Origin of the sequence: Pseudomonas koreensis, from assembly GCF_036668835.1 — a bacterium.
Taxonomy (GTDB): domain Bacteria; phylum Pseudomonadota; class Gammaproteobacteria; order Pseudomonadales; family Pseudomonadaceae; genus Aquipseudomonas; species Aquipseudomonas koreensis_I.
This window is the reverse complement of sequence record NZ_JAZEVW010000004.1, coordinates 322,826-343,409: the sequence shown is the minus strand read 5'-3', so window position 1 is coordinate 343,409 and position 20,584 is coordinate 322,826. Positions and strand designations below refer to the sequence as shown.

The window sequence follows — 20,584 nt, the reverse complement described above, 5'->3', positions numbered from 1 at the left end:
GACAAGCTGAAGCTAGTACGCGTTGTACCGGACTAATGTGATTTTCTTGCAGCTTGAAGCTTGTAGCTTGGAGCTGTCGTGTAAGAGGTTTTAGTAATGGCTGAACGTCTGAATAACGACTTCCAGTTCATCGATGTCGGGCGCAAGGATCCGAAGAAGAAACTGTTGCGTCAACGCAAGAAAGAGTTCGTCGAAATCTACGAACCGTTCAAACCCCAGCAGTCGGCCGATCAGGCCCACCGGTGCCTGGGTTGCGGCAACCCGTATTGCGAATGGAAGTGCCCGGTGCACAACTTCATTCCCAACTGGCTGAAGCTGGTGGCCGAGGGCAACATCCTCCAGGCCGCGGAGCTGTCGCACCAGACCAACACCCTGCCGGAAGTCTGCGGCCGGGTGTGCCCGCAGGATCGTCTGTGCGAGGGTGCCTGCACCCTCAACGACGGCTTCGGCGCGGTGACCATCGGTTCGGTCGAGAAGTACATCACCGACACCGCGTTCGCCATGGGCTGGCGCCCGGACATGTCCAAGGTCAAACCGACCGGCAAACGTGTCGCGATCATCGGTGCGGGCCCGGCGGGTCTGGGCTGTGCCGACGTGCTGGTGCGCGGTGGCGTAACCCCTGTGGTGTTCGACAAGAACCCGGAAATCGGTGGTTTGCTGACCTTCGGTATCCCCGAGTTCAAGCTGGAAAAGACCGTGCTGAGCAATCGCCGCGAAGTCTTCACCGGCATGGGCATCGAGTTCCGGCTGAATACCGAAGTCGGCACAGACGTGACCATGGAGCAACTGCTCGCCGAATACGATGCGGTGTTCATGGGCATGGGCACCTACACCTACATGAAGGGCGGTTTTGCCGGTGAGGATCTGCCGGGCGTTTACGACGCGCTGGACTTCCTGATCGCCAACGTCAATCGCAACCTGGGCTTTGAAAAGTCGCCGGAAGATTTCGTCGATATGAAAGGCAAGAAGGTCGTGGTACTCGGCGGCGGCGACACGGCGATGGACTGCAACCGCACGTCGATCCGTCAGGGCGCCAAATCGGTGACCTGCGCTTATCGTCGTGACGAAGCGAACATGCCCGGTTCGCGCAAAGAGGTGAAGAACGCCAAGGAAGAAGGCGTGAAATTCCTCTACAACCGCCAGCCGATCGCCATCGTCGGCGAAGACAAGGTCGAAGGCGTGAAAGTCGTCGAGACCCGTCTCGGTGAACCGGACGCCCGTGGCCGTCGCAGCCCCGAGCCGATTCCGGGTTCCGAAGAGATCATCCCGGCCGACGCCGTGGTCATCGCGTTCGGTTTCCGCCCGAGCCCGGCGCCGTGGTTCGAACAGTTCGAAATCCAGACCGACAGCCAGGGCCGCGTCGTTGCGCCTGAGCAAGGTCAGTACAAGCACCAGACCAGCAATCCGAAAATCTTTGCGGGTGGCGACATGGTGCGCGGTTCCGACCTGGTGGTGACGGCGATTTTCGAAGGGCGTAATGCGGCCGAAGGGATCCTCGATTACCTGGGCGTCTGACGACGCCAGCGGCAAGCTTCAAGTTTCAAGCGGCAAGCTACAAAGCAATCCTGCCTTTAACTTGCCGCTTGTAGCTTGCCGCTTGCCGCTGTCTTTTGAGACCATGCCCGCACTTTTTTTCCGGATGCCGACATGACTGCCCTGAAGAACGACCGCTTCCTCCGCGCCCTGCTCAAGCAACCCGTTGACGTCACCCCAGTGTGGATGATGCGCCAGGCCGGTCGCTATCTGCCGGAGTATCGCGCCAGCCGTGCCCACGCCGGCGACTTCATGAGCCTGTGCATGAATCCGCAATTCGCCTGCGAAGTCACAATGCAACCGCTCGACCGCTATCCGCAACTGGACGCGGCGATCCTGTTTTCCGACATCCTCACCATCCCCGACGCCATGGGCCAGGGCCTGTACTTCGAGACCGGCGAAGGTCCGCGCTTCAAGAAAGTCGTCAGCACGATGGCTGACATCGAAGCCTTGCCGATTCCTGATCCGCACAAGGACCTCGGTTATGTGATGGACGCGGTCAGCACCATTCGCCGCGAGCTGAACGGCCGCGTACCGCTGATCGGCTTCTCCGGCAGCCCGTGGACCCTGGCGACCTACATGGTCGAAGGCGGTTCGTCGAAGGACTTTCGCAAGACCAAAGCGATGCTCTACGACAATCCGCAAGCCATGCACCTGCTACTGGATAAACTGGCGCAGTCGGTGACCTCCTACCTCAACGGTCAGATCATGGCGGGTGCGCAAGCGGTGCAGATTTTCGATACCTGGGGCGGCAACCTTTCGGCCGCGGCGTATCAGGAATTCTCGCTGGCCTACATGAAGAAAATCGTCAGCGGCCTGATCCGTGAGAACGATGGCCGCAAGGTGCCGGTGATCCTCTTCACCAAGAATGGCGGCCTGTGGCTGGAGAGCATCGCCGAGGCCGGCGCCGATGCTCTGGGCCTGGACTGGACCTGCGACATCGGCAACGCCCGCGCCCGTGTCGGCGACAAGGTCGCGCTGCAAGGCAACATGGACCCGACCGTGCTTTACGCCAAGCCGGAAGCGATCCGCACCGAAGTCGGGCGCATTCTGGCCAGCTACGGCAAGGGCAGCGGCCATGTATTCAACCTCGGCCACGGCATCACGCCTGAGGTTGACCCGGAGCATGCCGGTGCATTTTTGCGCGCGGTGCATGAGCTGTCGGCGCAGTATCACGAGTGATCAGCGCACAATAAAAAACGCCCGGTTTATGCCGGGCGTTTTTGTTCCACGATCGCATGTCGAACGCCGATCAAATGTAGGAGTGAGGCTGCTCGCGATAGCGGTGAGTCAGTCGCTGAAAGTGCTGGCTGACCCACCGCTATCGCGAGCAGGCTCACTCCTACAAGGGTTTTGTATCAGGCTTTGACACCTTGCAGCGGTGGCAGCTTCGCCAGCTTCAACGCCACCCCAAGCGCAATCAGCAACAGCGCGCCAATGAACAACCCGATCCCGTTCCACTCGCCCAAATGCCAGAACACTCCACCCGCCGTGCCGGCAATGCTCGACCCGGCGTAATAGCTGAACAGGTACAACGACGATGCCTGGCCCTTGGCCTTGGTCGCGCGGCGGCCGATCCAGCTGCTGGCCACCGAGTGCGCGCCGAAGAAGCCGAAGGTGAAGATCAGCATGCCGACGATAATCAATAGCAGTGGTGCAAACATCGTCAGCGCGAGGCCGACGAACATCAGCGCAATCGTCGCCCAGAGCACTTTGCGTCGCCCCAGGTTGTCCGCCAGCGAACCGATCTTTGCCGAGCTGTAGATTCCCGACAGGTACACCACCGAGAGCAAACCGACGTACACCTGATCGAGGTGATAGGGCGCTGCCAGCAAGCGATAGCCGATGTAGTTGAACAGCGTGACGAATGCGCCCATCAATACGAACGCCTCAAGAAACAGCAGTGGCAGACCGGCGTCGCGAAAGTGCATGGTGAAACCGTCGAGCAGGCTGCGCGGGTGCAGTGAGCGTGAGCGGAAATTGCGCGACTCGGGAAGGATCTTCCAGAACACTGCGGCCGCAATCAGCGCCAGACCGCCGATCACCAGCATCGCCGTGTGCCAACTGACGAAGTCGATCAGCACCCCGGTAATCAAACGTCCGCTCATCCCGCCGATGGCGTTGCCAGCGATGTACAAACCCATTGCCAGACCAATGTGTTGCGGATGAATTTCTTCACTCAGATAAGTCATCGCTACCGCCGCCAGGCCACTGAGCGACAGGCCGATCAGGGCGCGCATGATCAATACGCCATGCCAGCTCGGCATCATCGCGCTGGCCATGGTGCACAGCGCAGCGGCGAACAAGGCGGCGACCATCACCGGTTTGCGCCCGACCCGATCGGAAATCGGCCCGGTGATCAGCAGGCCGAAGGCGAGCATGCCGGTTGCCACCGAAAGGATCAGGCTGCTCTGCGCCGCGTTGATCCCGTATTCATGAGACAGCAGCGGCATCATCGGCTGCACGCAATAGAGCAAAGCAAAGGTCGCGAAACCGCCGCAGAACAGCGCCAACACCGTGCGCATGAACGCCGGTGTGCCTTTTTCGATAAAGACCTCTTGCAACTCGGCGATGGCATCGTCCGCTGCAGTAGGCGGGACTTCATGGGCTAATGGCGCAACGGCAGTTTTCACTTCAGACCTCGGGGAAGCACAGCCAGGCTGGCAATGAAAAAATCATATAGCTGGCTAATGTTTCTATCCAATATATTGTTCGTCTTGTTTGATAGCTTTAACGACCTAATGAGAAATCCATGGAACTGCGCCATCTACGCTACTTCATTGCCGTCGCCGAAGAACTGCATTTCGGCCGCGCGGCACAGGTGCTGGGCATTTCCCAGCCACCGCTGAGCCAGCAGATTCAAGCACTGGAGCAAGAGGTCGGCGCACGCTTGTTCGAGCGGACCAATCGTCGGGTCGAGCTCAGCGAAGCCGGCCGGCTGTTTCTGCAGGAGGCGCGGTTGGTGCTGGCGCAGGTCGATAAGGCTGCGGATGTCGCGCGGCGGGCGCAATTGGGGGAACTGGGCGAATTGAAGATCGGCTTCACTTCGTCGGCGCCGTTCAATTCGACGATTCCGCAGGCGATCTTCGCCTTTCGCCAGCGTTTCCCGGCGGTGCATCTGAACCTGCGCGAGATGAGCAGCACCATGGTCGCCGATGCATTGGTCGACGAGTCGATCGAGGTCGGCATCATGCGTCCGCTGGGGTTGCCGGATTCGTTGAGCGTGGTCGAATTGATGCGCGAGCCGTTGGTCGCGGTGCTCAGTTCCACGCATCCATTGGCGCAGGGCTCCGAGCAAGGGCTGTTTCTCTCGGCGCTGGCGCTTGAACCATTCGTATTCTTTCCGCGCAGCTATGGCAGTGGCTTGTACGCGCAGCTACTGAGTTTGGCGCGAGACGCCGGTTTCAGTCCGCACTTTGCCCAAGAAGCCGGCGAGGCGATGACCATCATCGGCCTGGTGGCTGCGGGGCTGGGGGTTTCGGTGCTGCCGGCGTCCTATCAGCGGATGCGCATCGACGGTGTGGTCTACCGCCCGCTGCTCGATCCGCAAGCGATTTCGGCGGTGTGGCTGGTGCAGCGCAAAGACCAGAAATCACCGATGGCCAAGGCATTTGTCGAACTGCTGACGCGCAAGGTCGACTCCATGTGACCGCTGATGGCCCCTTCGCGAGCAGGCTCGCTCCCACAGGGGAACGCATTCCAAGGTGGGAGCAAACCTGCTCACGAAGGCATCCGCTGCGACACCACAGCCTTCAGGGCAACCGCACCAGATCCCCCTTCAACGCTACCCGCGTGACAAAGATCCCCGCCCGACACTCGTAGGTATTCAAATCCTTGCGCACACGCTGGTCGTAATAACTGACGATATTGACCACCGCATTCGCCCCGACCCGCTTGGCATCGGCCTGCAACTTGATCAGATTCGACTGCAACACCCACTCGCAGGAATGGTGATCGCTCTTGTTGAAACCGTTGGTCTTCAGATCACTGACCACGCCCCGCCGCAACAACTGCTGAGTGCCCTGCGGCCCGTTGCCGATCAGGTAGAACCTCACACTGCCATCCAGCCGCCCGGCACGAATCGCATCCGACAGCACGGTTTCGAAGGGCATGTACATCAGGTTGGTCGCGTGGCTGGCTCCAGGCAGCAGACTGAAAAGCGCAGCGGCGATCAGGGCTTTCGCTTGCATGGTCATCTCCTTGACGGTGAAAGAGAATGCGCGTGCCGCTCGCCGGTCTGGCAGGCGCGAGGCGACGGTTCGCTAGGGCGAGTGTAGATGCAGAAAATAAAAAGGGCGCCGAAAGGCGCCCTTTGTCGTTTCTACAATCCCATCAATCCACGTGCGCCAGATCTCCGCGCAGCGCGACGCTCGACACCAATGTCCCGGCACGGCACTGGAATTTCTCGGTGTCTTTGTACAGGTCGCGCTGGTCGACGCTGGCGATGTTGATCACGGCGTTGGCGTCGGCGTTTTTTGCGGCGTTCTGCAGGGTGGCAAGGGCTGATTGCAGGGCCCAGAAGCAGGCGTCTTCGTCGGACTTGTTCGAGCCGTTGGTCTTGCGGCTGCTGCTCACGGTGTCGAGTTTGCGCACTTGCTTGGGCAGGGTTTCGCCGGCCAGGTAGAACTTCACGCTGCCATCGAGCAGGCCAGCGTCAGTGGCGCGTTTGACGCCTTCACGGAAGCTCAGGTAGGTCGGCTCATCAGCGCCCTGTTTGATGATGCCGAGGTTGTTGACGGCTTCGATATCCGGGTTGATCGACAGTTCTTTCAGTACGTTGTCACGCAGGCGGTTGACCCAGCGGTTGTAGTTGCCGTGGATCTTGCCGTCCTTGGCATTGAGGCCGTAGCTGCTGCGGTAGTCGATCTCGAACGAGGTCGGGCTGAACGGAATGTCGACTTCGGCGTGATGGCGTCCGCGCACGGTGATTGCCGCTTTGATCATGCCCGGGCGCACCGATTGCACCACCCATTGCCGATCATTGAGCGCTGTGACGATCGCGCGGCTCATCTGTTGCTGGGTGAAGCCCAGGTTCGGCGAAAATTCTTCCTTGGCGTTGTACACCGGTTTGCTGGTGCAACCGCCGAGTACCAGAAGCAGTGCCAACAGAGCAGCGATGCGGTGAAACTGAGTCATTCCCTTCACTCCAAACGTATTGCGGTCAGTGCCAGCGGCGAAAAATCAACGAGGTGTTGACGCCACCAAAAGCGAAATTGTTGTTCATCACGTAGTCGTGATGCATCTGGCGGAATTCACCGCGCAGGTAATCGAGCTTGCCGCAGTGCGGATCGACCTCGTCGAGGTTGAACGTGTGCACGTACAGGTCGCGGTTCATCATCTCGATGCTGAACCACGACTCCAGCGCACCACAGGCGCCAAGGGTGTGGCCGAGAAAACTCTTTTGTGAGCTGATCGGCATGCGTTCGCCGAACAAACTGCTGGTTGCCAGTGTTTCGGCAATGTCGCCCTGTTCTGTAGCGGTGCCATGACCATTTACATAACCGATCGCATCCGGCGTCAGCCCAGCGTCTTCCAGCGCCAGCTCCATGGCGCGGCGCATGGTCACTTGCTCGGGGCGCGTGGTGTGCTGGCCGTCGGCATTGCTGCCGAAACCGACGATCTCGGCGTGGATGTGCGCACCACGGGCGAGGGCGTGCTCCAGTTCTTCAAGGACCAGCATGCCGCCGCCTTCGCCGATGACCAGACCATCGCGGCCCTTGTCGTATGGGCGCGGGCTGGTCTGCGGCGCATCGTTTTTCAGGCTGGTGGCGTAGAGCGCGTCAAAGACCATGGCTTCGGTCGGGCACAGCTCTTCGGCACCGCCGGCGAGCATCAGTGGCAGGCGACCGAACTTGATCGCTTCATACGCATAGCCGATGCCCTGGCTGCCGCTGGTGCAGGCGCTGGAGGTCGGGATCAAACGGCCGGTGAGGCCGAAGAAGATGCTGATGTTGGCCGCCGTGGTGTGCGGCATCATCCGCACGTAGGAGTTGGCGTTGAGCCCCTCGGCCACCGAGTTGAGCAACATGTTGCCGAACGCCTTGATCTCATCGGTGCTGCCGGTGGACGACCCGCACGCGACGCCCATGCGGCCGTCCTTGATCGATTCGTTGCCGAGCAGCCCGGCATCGGCCAGGGCCCTTTCCGAGGCACCGACCGCCAGCCGCGAAACCCGGCCCATGCTGCGCAATTGCTTGCGCGTCCAGTGCGCGGGCACTACGAAGTCGTCGATGGGACCGGCCAGGCGCGTGTTCAGTTCGCTGAAGCGGTCCCACTCGTGCATGCGACGGATACCGCTGCGGTTGCTGGCGAAGTGGCCGGCGATGGTGTCCCAGTCGCTGCCCAGCGAGGTGATGCCGGCCATGCCGGTGACGACGACGCGCTTCATCAGCACAAGCCTCCGTTGACCGCCAGAACCTGACGGGTGATGTACGAGGCTTCCGCCGACATCAGGAAATTCACCGCAGCGGCCACCTCTTCAGGGGTGCCCATGCGTTGCGCGGGGATCATTTTCATCAGTTCTTCCACCGGCACGTTTTCATCGAGCATCGCCGTGTCGATCAGGCCCGGGGCGACACAGTTAACGGTGATTTTGCGCTTGCCCAGCTCGATCGCCAATGCCTTCGCCGCGCCGATCACACCCGCTTTGGAGGCGCTGTAATTGACCTGGCCACGGTTGCCGATCAGCCCGGACACCGAAGTGATGCAGACAATCCGCCCAGCGGCGCGGCGGCGAATCATCGGCATCATCACCGGGTGCAGCACGTTGTAGAAACCGTCAAGATTGGTGCGCAGCACCACGTCCCAATCGTCATCGCTGAGCGCGGGGAAGGCGCCGTCCCGGGTGAGGCCGGCATTGAGCACCACGCCGTAATAGGCGCCATGGGTTTCGACGTCGGCTTCGAGAATGGCTTTGCAGGTATCGCGCTCAGCCACGTCGAATTGCAGGATGCGTGCGTTGCGCCCCAGCGCTTGGATTTGCGCCTGAACGGCTTGCGCTTCAGCCATGCCGCTACGGCAATGCAGGACGATATCGTGCCCGGCCTGTGCCAGACGCAGGGCAATGGCGCGGCCGATGCCACGGCTGGAGCCGGTGACCAGTACCGATTCAGTCATCGTTCGACTCCTTGGTTTGTTGCAGATATTGAGTGGCCTGCGGCGGACGAAACACATTCAGCCGCGCACTGGCATGGATGCCCTCGCCGTGAACGTGGCATTCGAACACGCCCATGCCGTTGTCATCTTCCAGCGAACGCAGGCCGTGGACGGTCAGTTCGCTGCCGGCAGGAAAAGCTTCGACGTTGCACTCGAATTTGCGCGTGCCGAGCAGAAAACCCAGCTCGACCGGATTGCCTTTCTGCCGCGCGTGACAGCCGGCGAACGCGGCGACGCTTTGCGCCATCAGCTCGATGCCGACCCATGCGGGCAGGCTGCCGTCGGCGAGGCTGAACAGGCCGTCCGGCTGGACCGTGAGGCGGGTGAAAATCTGCTCATCGTCGAAACGCTCGATCGCGTCGATCAGAATCATGTCGCCGGCATGCGGCAGCAGTTCGGCGAGCGGCCAGGGGGTCATGGGGCGTCTCCGATAATCAGGCTGACGTTATTGCCGCCGAAAGCAAACGAATTGCTCATCAGGTAGCGCGGTGCAATGGACGACAGGCGTGTGCTCGCGGTCACCCAGTTCAGTGCAGGCAAGGCAGGATCGGCCGCGCCGTCCCAGATGTGTGGCGGCAACGCGTGCTTGTGGTTGTCGGCGCTCAGGCTCAGCCAGCAAAACGCCGCTTCCAGCGCGCCGGCAGCACCGAGGGTGTGGCCGGTCAGCGGTTTGGTCGAGGAGCAGGCGACGCCTTCGCCAAACAGCGCCGCGACCGCGAGACTTTCCATGGCGTCGTTGTGCTGGGTCGCGGTGCCGTGCAGGTTCAGATAATTGATTTGCGCTGCTTGCAGTTGCGCGCGACTTAGCGCTTTCTGCATCGCTTGCAGGGCGCCGCGCCCGCTCGGTTCCGGCGCGGAAATATGGTGCGCATCGGAACTGGCGCCGGCGCCGAGCAGCGCGATCGCCGGGCCTGCGCCTGGCTGTTTGCTCATCACGAACAGCACCGCCGCTTCGCCGATATTGATGCCGTTGCGGTTGGCCGAGAACGGATTGCAACGCTCCTCTGACATGGCTTCCAGTGAGGAGAAGCCGTTCAGGGTCAGTTTGCACAGGCTGTCGACACCGCCGCACAACACGGCGTCACACAGGCCCAGATCGAGCAGGCGCTGAGCGCTCATCAACGCCCGAGCGCTGGAAGTGCATGCAGTGGAAATCACATACGCCGGGCCGCTGAGTTGCAGCCACTCGGCGAGAAAATTCGCCGGGGCGCCGAGTTCCTGCTGCCGGTAGTCGTATTCAGCCGGGAAATGCTGCTCACGGATGTAGTGCGCCAGACCCCGGCTGGCTTCGTCGATGCCTGAAGTGCTGGTGCCGAGCACCACGCCGATGCGCTCGCGGCCGTAGGTCTGGATCGCCTGCTCGATGTCATCGCGTATTTGCAGCGCGGCTTCGAGCAGCAATTGATTGTTACGCGTGCTGTGCTCGGCCAGCTCGACTGGAATCGGCGCCAGTTCACCGGGCACCGCGGCCACCGGCAGCTCACGTTGCGGCACCCACGCCGATTCGCGGCGCATGCCCGAGCAATCGCCGGCAAACAGCTTGCGTGCAACTTCGCGTTTGTCACGGCCCAGGGCGCAGATCACGCCCAGAGCATTCAGGTAAGCGGTCATGGCGTAGAGTCACCGAGCGGGGAAACGCGATAATGCGGGCCTTGCGGCAGGTTCAGTTCGAAGCTCAACGGTTGTGCATAGTCAATGGTCCAGCGTGCTGGCAGGGAGCGTTGCCGGTCCTGTTGCTGCGCGGCGGGGTAGTTGCGCAGCAACTCGCCGGACGGGGTCAGGGCGAACAACAGCGCGGCAAACAATTCCCGCGCTTCGGGGTTCGGCGGCAGCAGACCATCGGCCTGCCAATGACCGTCGATCAATTGCTGACGGGCCTGAGGGATGCCCAGCGGGTCCATCATCGACCAGCGGATGCCCGGGCCTTCGCGCTGGATCACCAACAGCCAGTCCTGACGCTGCCCGGCCTGCTGGCGTTCGATGTGCAGTTGCAGCGGCAGGGGCAAAGTCGGGTTGGCCGCGGGCAGCGGCGCCTGGCTGGCGCAGGCACTCAACAACAGGGAACAGCACACCATTATCAGCCACACCACAATCCCTGTGGGAGCGAGCCTGCTCGCGAATACGCCGGCACATTCAACAAAGAGGCTGGCTGACCCACCGCTTTCGCGAGCAGGCTCGCTCCCACAGGTTATGTGTCGCATCGACGATCACCTTCAAGCGGTTTACGCGCCACAACGTTGACCAAGGTCTCTTCCCGCTGCCCGAACGGCTTAGGTTTGCGCAACCCGAAGCGCTCCAGCAAACCAAAATCCTTCGACCGGCTCCACCACAAATACGGGTAGGAAACATTGCGTTCGGCAAACTCAAACCCCTGCCCGCGAATCATTTCCAGATACTGCGCCGCGCTCTTCTGCACATGCATCGGATGGCGGAACAGCCAGCGGATCACCCAGGTATCAATGTAAGCCTCGGTGGACTCGGCGAACAGCAGATAGCCGCCCGGCTTCAGTACGCGATAAAACTCGGCGAGGGCTTTTTCCTGCTCGACCAAGTGATGGAACGTCTGGTGGCAGAACAGCAGGTCGACACTGGCGTCCGGCACATTGAGCCTGGCACAGTCGCTGCCGATCAACTCGACCTCCAGCTCCAGGCGCGCCGCTTCTGCAGCGCTCAGCTCGAGGCTGTGCCGATCGGCGTCGACACCGATCAGGCGCTGCGGGGCGAAGGTCTGGCGAAGATGAGCGAACGATTTGCCCTGGCCGCATCCGGCATCAAGCAACACCGGGTTTTGCGGCAGCGCCTCGGTGAACAAACCCCGCAGATCATTGATCGCCACGCGCAGTACATGGTGCTGCCAGGTGTGGCTGCGCAGGAACCAGAAACCGAAGCGGGTTTCCTCGACGTAGCTGTCGCTCAAGTGGTTCATGTGGCATCCTTTGCACAGAGTTCGGAAATCATTTTCAGGCGTCGGCGCGCTTCGCTGACGAACGGGTTGCGTTCGTCCCAGGCGTAACCGGCGAGAATCGAGCAGATCATCCGGCGAATATCCGCCTGACCATTTTCATAAAAAATCACGTCCTGAAAGGTGCCGGCGTACCAGCCCTCAACGTAGCAGCGGAAGGTGTCGACGCCGCGCTTGAGCGGCTCGGCAAACTCGCTTTGCCAATCGACCGCTTCACCCTGCAACTGACGGTGCAGCACCGCGGCGGCCATGCTCGCCGAGCGCATGGCGATGGTCACGCCGGAGGAAAACACCGGGTCGAGAAATTCCGCAGCATTGCCAAGCAAGGCAAAGCCCGGCCCGTGCAGGGTTTTCACATTCGCCGCATAACCGCCGAGGGTGCGTGCCGGGGTATCCCAAACGGCGTTGTTCAGTACGCCGGCCAGGCTCGGCGTTTCACTGATGAAGCCGCGCAGGCAGGCGTCCAGATCAGTATCACGACCGTTGAAGTGTTCAGCCGCGGCCACCACGCCCACCGAACAGCGCCCGTTGCTGAACGGAATCGTCCAGAACCATACGTCGCGGTGTTCAGGGTGGGTGGTGACGAGGATTTTCTCGCGGTCGAAGGCCGGATTGTCGATGTGATCTTCGACATGCGTGAACACGGCCTGACGCACGGGGAAATTCGACGGTGCCTCCAGATCGAGCAAGCGCGACAACACCCGCCCGTAGCCGCTGGCATCGAGCACGAAATCGGCTTCGACGCGGTACTCGCTGCCGTCCTCGCGACGGACATCAAGCTGTGGTCGGGTCCGCTCGAAATCAACGTTGACGATGGCATCGCCGTAACGGATTTCCGCACCTTGCAGCGCCGCTTGATCGGCCAGCAGTTTGTCGAAATCTGCGCGTTGTACCTGAAAGGTGGTCGGCTTGCCGTCGGTGAAGGTGTCGCTGAAATCAAAGGCGCTGTAGCGCTCGCCCCAGGCGAAGGCAGCGCCGGTCTTGCGCTGGAAGCCGGCGGCATTCACCGCCTCAAGCATGCCGGCCTCTTCGACGAAATCCAGACAATGGCTGAGCAGGCTTTCACCAATGGAAAAGCGTGGGAAATGCTGGCGCTCGATCACCAGCACATCATGGCCCTTACGCTTGAGCAGGGCGGCGGCGATGGCACCGGACGGGCCGGCACCGATGATCACCACCTGACGCGATTGCAGTTCAGCGATTGGCACGGGAGCTCCGGGACAAATGAGATTTGATATTCAGTGGTGCGCGGTGCAGACCGATCAGCGCCGGCAACAGCGTTGCGATCAGGCCCATCAGCATCAAGGCAAAGTACAGCGCCGGGCTGATCAGTTGTTGCTGCAACAGCAGATTCAGAAAAACGATTTCGCTCAGGCCGCGAATGTTCAGCAGCACGCTTTCGCGCCAGCGGCTGGCCCCTGCGAACGAAGCCCCGGCCCAGCCGAGGCCGAGCCAGTTGCCGAGCAGTTTACTGACAATCGGCAACAGCAGCAGCGCCGCCCATTGCCGCGCGTCGAGACTGGCGAACGCGCTGTGCACATCGATCTGGACGATGCCAAAGGTGAGGATCAGCGGAATCGCCAGCCACGTCTGCAAACGGTTCATCCACAGCGCCGGCAACGGCAGCACCAACGGCACTTTCAGGGCGGCCATGCACAGCAGGTAACCGATGCCGAGAATCAGCGCGTTGAGTTTGTAATGCTCGGCCATCACCAGCAGCGCAAAGAAGCCGAGGCTGAACGTCAGCGGCCGACGCACCCCGAACAGGCGCAGCAGCAACGGCACGCCAGCCAGGGCCAGCGGCAGCAACAGACTGCTCAGGTGCAGACTGCCCTGAGCGAGGCCGAACAGTGTCCAGCAGGCCAGATCAATGAGGATCGCGGTCTGCACCAAGCGGCGAGTAGCGGCGGGCGGGTAATCGATATGGCGCAGATACAGATACAGCACCGGGATCGCAGTGATCGCGAACACCAGCCCGATCGCCAGCGAACTGAGCCACGGCTGCGCGGGCAGCAGCCAATAAGCGGCTGCGAGACCCGCAGCGAAGGGTACGGCGAAACTCGGTACGGCGATCTTCAGGCTTTGCCGATCCAGCTTCAGATCGATGACATCACTGAGAATGTGCCCCAGCAGCAGGGCGAAACTCAGGCTGTACAGACTTTTCAGCCAGTCTGGCGCTATCAGTTGCACGCCGCTGAGCTGCCAGCCCGGCTCGATCCAGACGTACATCAACAGCGGCAGGCCGAAGCTCGCCAACAGCAACTGACTGACAATCGGGATCAGGCCGAAGTGGCGGCCAACGCGGGTCGCCCCGGCGAACAAGGCCAAAGCCAACAGCCAGAAAGCCGCGATCATCATGCGTGCGGCTCCGTGGCAGCGGCGCTGTGCGTATGGCGTCCGGCCCACGGCGCGAGCATGAAGCTGAACGCCAGACCGAGGCTCACCGACAGACCGAAATTGCTCACCGCCGGGGTGCTGGACACCGCCAGCAGACCAAACGACAGCCAGGTTGTCACTGCCGCGAGCAAGGTGCCAAGCAGGCTCACTGCCGCGCCGCCGACCTGTTCACGCATGAGAATTGCGTAGTCGACACTGATCGCCGTCACCAGCAGCAGGCCGAACAGGCTGAACAATGTCAGCGGCTGACCGAGCCAGCCGAGGCTGGCCAGGCTGCACAGCGCCGCGAGCAACGGCAGGGCGACGATGCGCAGCGCCCCACCGAGGCCGAACGGCAACATCAGCACCAGCACGATCAGCACGCAGGAGGCGAGCTTGAGTTCGGCGGCGCTGATCTGCGTGGCCGCGAAGACTTCATTCAATTCGCCGAGACGGTCGACCAAGCGCACGCCCGGCAAGTCCAGCGCCTGCACCCGCAGCAGCGCCGGGTTGTTCAGGCCTTGCAGGCTGGTGATCGCTGCGACGCCATCGTCGGTGGGGCCGAGCCACAGCGTACGGTACGGCTCGCCGAGCGGACCGGCCAGTGCGGCGTCAATGTCCTCGGCAGGCACCGTCTGCAAATGCTGCAGCTCGGCTTGCAGCGCCGCGAGCGGCACGCCGAGGTCGAGCAGTGGCTGCCAGTGCTGCGGCAGTTGATTCAGCGCGGCGCGCACCCGCTCTTGCTGAGATGGCGGGCTGACCAATTGATCAAGCGCCAGATAGCCTTGCAGCTTGTCGAGATTGACCAGTTGCTGCAGTCGTTCGCTCAGCGCCGCCTGGCGTTCGAGCAATTGCTCCTGATTGGCGGCGCGAACGAGGAAAAACTGGCTGGTCGGCTGATAACCGGTGATGCGCGCGATGGTCTGCGCTTCATCGGTGAGCTGCTGCGGTGCGCCGACCCACTGGCGGATGTCGTTCTTGCTTTGCAGCTGCATCAAACCACCGGCGCAGAAAGCAATCAGCAGCGCCAGCAACACCGGGGTGCGGACGCGTTCGAGCAGTCTTTCGCGCAGCGTGACCAGGCGTTCGGCCAGTTGCAGCGGCCATCGTGCCGGGCGCAGTTCGAGGTTGTTCAGCAACGCCGGCAGCAGGCACACGGCGGATAAATAGGCGCCGAGCAGTCCGGCCGCCGAGAACACGGCAATCTGCGTCAGCGCCGGGAACGGCGTCCACGCCAGCGCCAGGTAGCCGATGGCGCTGGTGATCAGGCTCAAGGTCAGCCCCGACAGGGTCAGACGCAAGGCCGGCCAACTGCGCCACGGCTTCAGGCTCCAGCTTTTCGATAAATAGTGCAGCGGATAATCCACCGCCACGCCGATCAGGCTGGAACCGAGCACGAGGGTCATCACGTGCATGTGGCCGAACAGTGCGACGCAAGCGACCGCACCGAACAACATGCCGACCAGCACCGGGACGAACGCCAGCAACACCCGCCAGCGGCGGAACGCGAGCAACAGCAGCAACAGGATGCCGACCGTGGCACCGCCGCCAACCCAGGTCATTTCCCGGGTCGCCTGCTGTTGGCCGTTGGCGGCATACAGCAAGCCGCTGGCGGCCAGCAGTTGCACGTCGGCTTGCGCTGCTTGCGCACGACCTTGCGCGAGCAGATCGGCGACTTGCAGCGGCAGGTTCATGTCGAAGGCGTTGCCGCGGGTACGCGCCCGCAGCAACACCCAGCTCTTGCCGTCGGCATCCGCGATCAACGCGCCGCTGCCGATGTCCAGTTGCACCGCGCCGTGTTGCGGCTGGCTGTTCTGGATGCGCCCGGTCAGGCCCAGCCAATCCTCCTGACTGGAGACCAGACTGAAGCCGCTGAACGGGTCGAACAGCGCCTGAACCCGTTGCTGAATGAACGCGTCGGGATGCTCGATCAGCAATTGCCGATCATCGGCCGAGAGCATCGCCAGCCGCCCTTGCAGCAGTTGCGCGCGCAGGGCCGGCAGATCGGCTTGCAGGTTCCACTGCACTTTCTCGAACAAGCCGCTGGCCTGCCATTGCTCGCCGAGCGCCTGCGCCATGGCCACCGCCTGCTGGCGATCGGCGTGGCCGACCAGCACCAGCATTTCGCGGTTGAGTGGTTCCTGCATGCGCTGCTCGGCGCGCTGTTCGAGGGCGTCAGGCTGGGTGCCGGGCACCAGTTCCATGAGGTTCGCCGACAATGGCGGACCGGCGCGCCACTGCCAGCCGGCCAGCGCAACGACCGCCAACAGCAGGATCAGAAACAGCCACGGCAGCCTGCGTTCACTCGGCAAAGTCATGTTGCTCCGCGTCGCTCAATGGCTGGTCGGCCGTGCTGTTCTGCATGCGCAGCACCGTGCTGTCGCCTTGGGTTTCCAGCAGTTCGATAGTCTGCACCAGCGTACCGCCGTCGATATTGATCTGCTTGAACACTTGCTTGAGCAGCAGCGAGCGCGGGGTCAGGGTCAGTTGCCACTGCTGCGCATCGCCTTTGAGAGCCAGTTCGAAATCCCGTTGCAGGCCGCTGCTGTCGCCTTGCAGTACGGCAAGGAACAAACGGTTCTGCTCGGCACCGGCGCTCTTGTTCGGCAACAATTGCCAGCCCGCGCCGTCACGCCGGGCGATGCCCTTGGCGCTGATGCGGTAGTCCTGCTGCAAGGGGGTTTTCAACAGCCACAGCAAACCGTGATTTTTCGCCAGGACGAAGCTGCCTTTGCTGATCAGCGGCTGCGGCAGGGCCCGCAGGTGTTTTTCCTGGACGAACTGGCCGTGGATGACGTCCGGCTTCGCCAGTTGCGCGCTCAGTTGCTGCAGGTCGAAGGCCTGGGCGAGCGATGAGATGAGCAGCAGCGCCAAGGCGCTGAGGCTTTTGACGAGAACGTTCATAGCAGCATCCTTTCTACGGCGTCGGTAAAGACTTTCGGCGACACCAGCTGCATCTCGCGGCGGCTGACTTCGACAGCGACCTGCACCGAGCTGGCGCGGGTCAGGCGCTCGCCGGTTTGCAGGTCAGTGATCAGGTAATGGATCTTCAGACGGTTTTCCCACTCGACCAGGCTGGCGCGCACATTCAGCCGCTGGCCGAACACCGCACCGCGCACGTAGCGCAGTTGCAGGTCGATCACCGGCCAGGCGTAACCGGACTCGACCATGGCCGTGTAGTTGTGGCCGATCTTGTCCAACAGCGCACACCGCGCCACTTCCAGGTATTTGACGTAATGCCCGTGCCAGACCACATGCATGGTGTCGACGTCGAAGAACGGCACGAGGATTTCCGTGTCGGCGTGCAGCACTCCGGCGCTACGCATGCAGCCTCCAGTGTTGCGCGGCAATGCGTTGCAGGCACAGGCGCAGCTCGCCTTCCAGCGCGCGGTCTTCGATGACCGGCGGAAAGTCTTTGCTCAGTTCTTCATGCATGGCGGCCAGCGCCGGCGGCAGCGCGCGTGCATCGTCAGCTTGTGCGCGCAGCCAGACGCCTTGGTTGGCGGCCAGCAAGGTGGCGGCGGCGACCTGTTCGGTCAGCTCCAGCACGCGGATCGCATCGCGGGCGGCGATGGTGCCCATGCTCACCTTGTCCTGGTTGTGGCACTCGGTGGAGCGCGAGAACACGCTGGCCGGCATAGTATTTTTCAGCGCCTCGGCGGTCCACGCGCTGGTGCCGATCTGCACGGCTTTGAAGCCATGGTTGATCATCGCCCGATCCGCCGGAGCGCCGGAGAGGTTGCTTGGCAAGCCGTGGTTGTAACGCTCGTCGACCAGCAGCGCGAGTTGACGGTCGAGCAGATCGGCAACGTTGGCCACCAGATTTTTCAGGCTGTCCATGGCGAAGGCGATATGCCCGCCGTAGAAGTGCCCGCCGTGCAGCACGCGCTCGGCTTCGGCGTCGATGATCGGGTTGTCGTTGGCGCTGTTCAGTTCGGTTTCGATGAACGAACGCAGCCAGTTCAGGCTGTCGGCCAGCACGCCGAGCACGTGCGGGGCGCAGCGCAGCGAATAGCGATCCTGCAAGCGATGCAGCGGCGCGGTCGGTGCGTCGATCGCCAGATCCTTGCGCAACCACGCGGCCACCTGCATTTGCCCTGGATGCGGTTTGGCAGCGAACAGGCGTTCATCGAAGTGCTCGGGATTGCCTTGCAGCGCGACCACGTTGAGCGCGGTGATGCGCGTGGCCAGTTGCAGCAGGTAGTCGGCGCGGGCGAAAGCCAGGCAGGCGAGGCCGGTCATCACCGCCGTGCCGTTCATCAGCGCCAGCGCTTCTTTCGGGCGCAGCACCAGCGGCGTCCAGCCCAGTTCGCGGTGCACATCGGCGGCCTGACGGCGCTCGCCACGGAACAGCACTTCGCGCTCGCCGGACAAGGTTGCGGCGACGTAGGACAGCGGGGTCAGATCGCCGCTGGCGCCGACCGAGCCTTCTTCGGGAATCAGCGGCAGGATGTCGTATTCGAGAAACGCATGCAGACGCTCGAGAAGCTCGACCCGAACCCCGGAGACGCCGTGACACAACGACTGCAACCGCGCCGCCAGCACCGCGCGGGTGGCTTGCGCGTCGAGCAGTTTACCGAGGCCGCAGCCGTGGAAGGTGTAGAGATGACGCGGCAATGCTTCGACGTGATGCAGCGGCACCGCCACCACGCAGGAATCGCCATAACCGGTGGTCACGCCGTAGATGACGCCTTCCTTGTCCAGCAACGAATCGAGAAACCGCGCGCCTTTGGCGATGCGTTCGCGGTAATCGGCATCGTTCTGCAACTGCACGGGCACCTGACGGTTGGCCAGGGCCAGCACGTCTTCGATGCGCAAGGGGCGTTCGCCGAAGGTTACCGGCTCAGGAATTGGCGTGGTCATCGGTTTTCCAGAAAGGGTAGAAGTTGAACCATTGCTGTGGCGCTTCGAGGCAATAGTGACTCAGGCGCTGCGCATAAAGACTGGCCCACTGATGAATGACCTGCTCGCGTTCGCGGCGCGTCCACACCACGGCGTCGGCGAACGGTTCGAGGGTCAGGCGATAGTGGCCGTCGGGTTGTTTCAGACACATCAAAAGATTGACCGGGCACTTCAACAGGCCGGCCAACAACCATGGCCCTTGCGGAAATGGCGCCGGGTGGCCGAGAAAGTCGACGGTGACGCTGCGCCCGCCGTGCAGCGGCACGCGGTCGCCGGCAATCGCCAGCCACTCGCCGCGCTCCAGCCGTTCGTGCAGCTGCAGCATGATCACCGGGTCGAGTTCGCTGACCTGAATCAGGCGCAGATTGGTTGCGCCGGCCTCGCCGAGCAAACGGTTGAATTGCTCGGCGTGCTTGGTGTGCACCAGAACGTTCATGGTGACTTTTTCGCCGATTTCCGCCAGCGCGCGGCAGACCTCGAGGTTGCCCAGATGCGCGCCGACCAACAGCTGACCACGACTGCCGCGCAACTGCTTGCGCAACAACGCCGGGTCGATGATTTCGATCTGCTCGATGCGCAGCTTGCCGTTCCACACGTCGAGTTTGTCGAGCAACGAATCGGCAAACGTCATGAACTGGCTGAAGACGCGCCAGTGGCTCGGGCGCAGATCATCGCGCTGACTCCAATCGGCCAAGCGCTGCTGGTACTGCCAGGCGCTGCGCCGGGCGATGCGGCCGAACAGGAAAAAGTACAGCACGATGCCGTACAGCAAGGGGCTGAGCAGACGGCGACCAAGAACCTTGGCAGCCACCGCGGTGAGTTTCATCAGCAGGAAGCTGCCGCGCTCTTCGCGGTCGGCCCAGTGCTTGTTGTCGGCTTCTTCGCTCATGGTTTGCACCGGCGCCAGAGGATCACCGGCAAGCGCAGCAACATGCCGAAGAACAGTCGCGTGTGCATGCTGGAAATCAGCGCGTTGTCATGGAACAGGCGAAAGTGCGACACCCCATCCAGCGGGTAATGCACACTGGTTTGCAGCCAGCGCATCGGTTGGTTGCGCCACGCCAGGCGCACCAGGATGTCGGAATCGAAATCCATACGCTTGCCGACTTTCGCCGAGTCGATCACCGCCAGCGTCGGCGCCAGCGGATACACGCGAAAGCCGCACATCGAATCGCGGATCTGCAGCGACAACGTGTTGATCCATACCATCACATGGGTCAGGTAGCGCGCATACAAACGGCCCTTGGGCACGCTTTCATCGAACAGCGGATAACCGCAGATCATTGCCTCGGGATGCGCGCGGGATTCGGCGACGAATCGGGCGACATCCTGCAAATCGTGCTGACCGTCGGCATCGACCTGCAGGGCATGGCTGAAGCCCAGCCGCGAGGCTTCGCGCAGCCCGGTCATCACCGCGCCGCCCTTGCCCTGATTGGCGGTCAGACGCACCAGAAACACGTCTTCACGCTGGGCCAGGCCATCGAGCACGCGCGCGCAGGAAGGCGCACTGGCGTCATCGACCAGAATGCACGGCAGGCCCTGGGCGAGGAGGGCATCGACCACGCTGCCGACTGCGGTTTCGTGGTTGTAGACCGGAATCACGGCGCAAGGCTTATGCATGCCCGTTCTCCTCTGGCACACCGCAAACCCTGTGGG

The 20,584-nt window shown here is 62.3% G+C and carries 20 protein-coding genes; 3 read left to right on the top strand and 17 right to left on the bottom strand.

Annotated elements, in window-relative coordinates; genetic code table 11:
• The first annotated feature begins 96 nt into the window (after positions 1 to 96).
• Both V6F91_RS14240 and hemE read left to right on the top strand, forming a co-directional pair.
• Positions 97 to 1,515 (top strand): FAD-dependent oxidoreductase, encoded by a 1,419-nt coding sequence (locus V6F91_RS14240; RefSeq protein WP_090288392.1) that lies wholly within the window; start codon positions 97 to 99, stop codon positions 1,513 to 1,515.
• A 132-nt stretch (positions 1,516 to 1,647) separates the two neighbouring features.
• Positions 1,648 to 2,715: a uroporphyrinogen decarboxylase gene (gene hemE, locus V6F91_RS14235; RefSeq protein WP_093105744.1), complete on the top strand. Its 1,068-nt coding sequence runs from the start codon at positions 1,648 to 1,650 to the stop codon at positions 2,713 to 2,715.
• 176 nt (positions 2,716 to 2,891) lie between these two features.
• On the opposite strand, the gene V6F91_RS14230 is transcribed toward hemE, so the two are convergent.
• Complete coding sequence (locus tag V6F91_RS14230) at positions 2,892 to 4,166, bottom strand: MFS transporter (RefSeq protein ID WP_332765432.1); 1,275 nt, start codon at positions 4,164 to 4,166, stop codon at positions 2,892 to 2,894.
• Positions 4,167 to 4,285: 119 nt separating this feature from the next.
• Between V6F91_RS14230 and V6F91_RS14225 the strand changes: the two genes are divergently transcribed.
• The gene (locus V6F91_RS14225) at positions 4,286 to 5,182 is read left to right on the top strand and encodes a LysR family transcriptional regulator (RefSeq protein ID WP_332765431.1); all 897 of its coding nucleotides are present in this window, start codon (positions 4,286 to 4,288) and stop codon (positions 5,180 to 5,182) included.
• A gap of 103 nt (positions 5,183 to 5,285) precedes the next feature.
• Here the strand turns inward: V6F91_RS14225 and V6F91_RS14220 are convergent, their stop codons facing one another.
• The 16 genes from V6F91_RS14220 to V6F91_RS14145 form a co-directional block, all read right to left on the bottom strand.
• Complete coding sequence (locus V6F91_RS14220; protein WP_332765429.1) at positions 5,286 to 5,723, bottom strand: excinuclease; 438 nt, start codon at positions 5,721 to 5,723, stop codon at positions 5,286 to 5,288.
• Positions 5,724 to 5,865: 142 nt separating this feature from the next.
• Positions 5,866 to 6,669 carry a hypothetical protein gene (locus tag V6F91_RS14215; RefSeq protein ID WP_332765427.1) on the bottom strand — a complete coding sequence of 268 codons (804 nt, stop codon included), beginning with the start codon at positions 6,667 to 6,669 and terminating at the stop codon, positions 5,866 to 5,868.
• A gap of 25 nt (positions 6,670 to 6,694) precedes the next feature.
• Entirely contained in the window at positions 6,695 to 7,921 is a 1,227-nt protein-coding gene (locus V6F91_RS14210) for a beta-ketoacyl-ACP synthase (protein ID WP_332765425.1), read from the bottom strand.
• The gene (fabG, locus tag V6F91_RS14205; protein WP_332765423.1) at positions 7,921 to 8,649 is read right to left on the bottom strand and encodes a 3-oxoacyl-ACP reductase FabG; all 729 of its coding nucleotides are present in this window, start codon (positions 8,647 to 8,649) and stop codon (positions 7,921 to 7,923) included. Before fabG ends, V6F91_RS14210 begins: the two co-directional genes overlap by 1 nt.
• Positions 8,642 to 9,106, bottom strand: coding sequence for a hotdog family protein (locus V6F91_RS14200; protein WP_332765422.1), 465 nt, complete (start codon positions 9,104 to 9,106; stop codon positions 8,642 to 8,644). Before V6F91_RS14200 ends, fabG begins: the two co-directional genes overlap by 8 nt.
• Entirely contained in the window at positions 9,103 to 10,299 is a 1,197-nt protein-coding gene (locus tag V6F91_RS14195; protein WP_332765421.1) for a beta-ketoacyl-[acyl-carrier-protein] synthase family protein, read from the bottom strand. Before V6F91_RS14195 ends, V6F91_RS14200 begins: the two co-directional genes overlap by 4 nt.
• Positions 10,296 to 10,889 carry a hypothetical protein gene (locus tag V6F91_RS14190; protein ID WP_332765419.1) on the bottom strand — a complete coding sequence of 198 codons (594 nt, stop codon included), beginning with the start codon at positions 10,887 to 10,889 and terminating at the stop codon, positions 10,296 to 10,298. The genes V6F91_RS14195 and V6F91_RS14190 overlap by 4 nt, the downstream gene beginning before the upstream one ends.
• A complete protein-coding gene (locus tag V6F91_RS14185) occupies positions 10,877 to 11,614 on the bottom strand; it encodes a class I SAM-dependent methyltransferase (protein WP_332765417.1) in 738 nt (245 codons plus the stop codon). The genes V6F91_RS14190 and V6F91_RS14185 overlap by 13 nt, the downstream gene beginning before the upstream one ends.
• Positions 11,611 to 12,858, bottom strand: a complete 1,248-nt coding sequence (locus V6F91_RS14180) for an NAD(P)/FAD-dependent oxidoreductase (protein WP_332765415.1) — start codon at positions 12,856 to 12,858, stop codon at positions 11,611 to 11,613. The genes V6F91_RS14185 and V6F91_RS14180 overlap by 4 nt, the downstream gene beginning before the upstream one ends.
• Entirely contained in the window at positions 12,845 to 14,008 is a 1,164-nt protein-coding gene (locus tag V6F91_RS14175; protein ID WP_332765413.1) for a sodium:proton antiporter, read from the bottom strand. The genes V6F91_RS14180 and V6F91_RS14175 overlap by 14 nt, the downstream gene beginning before the upstream one ends.
• Entirely contained in the window at positions 14,005 to 16,344 is a 2,340-nt protein-coding gene (locus V6F91_RS14170; protein WP_332765411.1) for a hypothetical protein, read from the bottom strand. Before V6F91_RS14170 ends, V6F91_RS14175 begins: the two co-directional genes overlap by 4 nt.
• Positions 16,328 to 16,930, bottom strand: coding sequence for an outer membrane lipoprotein carrier protein LolA (locus V6F91_RS14165; protein ID WP_332765409.1), 603 nt, complete (start codon positions 16,928 to 16,930; stop codon positions 16,328 to 16,330). Before V6F91_RS14165 ends, V6F91_RS14170 begins: the two co-directional genes overlap by 17 nt.
• Complete coding sequence (locus tag V6F91_RS14160) at positions 16,927 to 17,352, bottom strand: acyl-CoA thioesterase (RefSeq protein WP_332765407.1); 426 nt, start codon at positions 17,350 to 17,352, stop codon at positions 16,927 to 16,929. Before V6F91_RS14160 ends, V6F91_RS14165 begins: the two co-directional genes overlap by 4 nt.
• Positions 17,345 to 18,889: an aromatic amino acid ammonia-lyase gene (locus V6F91_RS14155; RefSeq protein ID WP_332765405.1), complete on the bottom strand. Its 1,545-nt coding sequence runs from the start codon at positions 18,887 to 18,889 to the stop codon at positions 17,345 to 17,347. The genes V6F91_RS14160 and V6F91_RS14155 overlap by 8 nt, the downstream gene beginning before the upstream one ends.
• Positions 18,870 to 19,817, bottom strand: a complete 948-nt coding sequence (locus tag V6F91_RS14150) for a glycosyl transferase (RefSeq protein ID WP_332765403.1) — start codon at positions 19,815 to 19,817, stop codon at positions 18,870 to 18,872. Before V6F91_RS14150 ends, V6F91_RS14155 begins: the two co-directional genes overlap by 20 nt.
• Entirely contained in the window at positions 19,814 to 20,548 is a 735-nt protein-coding gene (locus tag V6F91_RS14145; protein ID WP_332765401.1) for a glycosyltransferase family 2 protein, read from the bottom strand. The genes V6F91_RS14150 and V6F91_RS14145 overlap by 4 nt, the downstream gene beginning before the upstream one ends.
• Positions 20,549 to 20,584 lie beyond the last annotated feature (36 nt).